The sequence below is a fragment of the Streptomyces sp. SBT349 genome (genome assembly GCF_001083795.1).
Taxonomy (GTDB): domain Bacteria; phylum Actinomycetota; class Actinomycetes; order Streptomycetales; family Streptomycetaceae; genus Streptomyces.
Window position 1 is genome coordinate 1 of record NZ_LAVK01000678.1, and the last position, 1,309, is coordinate 1,309.

1 protein-coding gene is annotated in these 1,309 nt (G+C 71.3%); it reads right to left on the reverse strand.

The features are described from left to right. Nucleotides 1-213: 213 nt before the first annotated feature. Entirely contained in the window at nt 214-1,239 is a 1,026-nt protein-coding gene (locus ADY01_RS35765) for an aromatic ring-hydroxylating oxygenase subunit alpha (protein ID WP_267888505.1), read from the reverse strand. Nucleotides 1,240-1,309 lie beyond the last annotated feature (70 nt).

The window sequence follows — 1,309 nt, forward strand, 5'->3', positions numbered from 1 at the left end:
ACAGCGAACAGACCGGCCCTCCAACACCCGCATCCGCTGCGCCCGTCCGGACACCCACCCCTTCCACCGACAAGCCGACCGGTCACCGGGACGACCCCGACCCACGAACCCTCCCCCCGTAGGTGCCTCCCTCGTGCATCCGCACGAAACCCGACACCCGGCCAAGCCCGCGCCACCTAGGCCAGGCGTAGAAGCCGCCCCACCCACCACCCCTCACGCCAGCAGGGACGTCACCCAGTGATGGAACTCGGTGATGTGGTGCTCCGTGGGAACGAGGACCCCGCCGCGGTCGTAGGCGCGGGAGTGCATCGCGGGCTGGGTGCGTTCGCAGGCGGCGAAGTCCTGCTCGTTGACCCGGTGGAACAGCTCGACGGAGGCCGAGATGTCGGCGCCCGCGTCGATCACCTCCGCCGCGTACAGCCAGTCGCACTCCACCAGCGTCCGGTCGGCCGCCAGCGGGAACATGCGGTGCAGGATGATGTGGTCGGGCACGAGGTTGATGAAGACCTGCGGGCGGACGGTGGTGGCGAAGTAGCGGCGGTCCTGCTCCTCGGCCAGGCCGGGCAGGCGGTCGAAGCCGGGGCCGCCGTCCACGGTGAAGCCCTCGGCCCCCGAGGCGAACTCGGCGCCGTGGCCCACCGCGGACTGCGCGGCGTACCCTCTGGCGAACTCCGGTAGCACGGCCACGAGTTCGGGGTGGATCGTGGCGCAGTGGTAGCACTCCATGAAGTTCTCGACGATCAGCTTCCAGTTGGCCCCGACGTCGTAGCTGACCCGCCTGCCGAGCACGAGGTCGTCGGGCCGGTACCGCGCGACGGCCTCCGCGTCGCCCAGACGGGTCGCGACGGAGCCGATCACGGTCTCCTCGAACGACGGCGGCTCCTCGGCCAGGCACACCCAGGCGTAGCCCATCCACTCCCGCAGCGCGACCGTGACCAGGCCGTACGCGGCGCGGTCGAGCCCCGGCAGGTCACGGAGGTTCGGCGCGGCGACCAGCCGCCCGTCCAGGCCGTAGGTCCAGGCGTGGTAGGGGCAGCGGAGGTTGCGCCGTACCTGTCCCGACTCCTCCGTGCACAACCGCGCGCCCCGGTGGCGGCACACGTTGAGGAACGCGCGCAGCGCGCCGTCGCGCGCGCGGGTGATGAGGACGTTCTCGCGCCCCACGGTGACCGTGCGGAACGAGCCGGGCGTCATCAGGTCTCCGGCACGCACCGCGCAGAACCAGCGTGCCTCGAAGATCCGTTCCTGTTCGCGGCGGAACGTGTCGGGGTCGGTGTAGGCGGGGCCGGGCCCTTATACACATCTTACG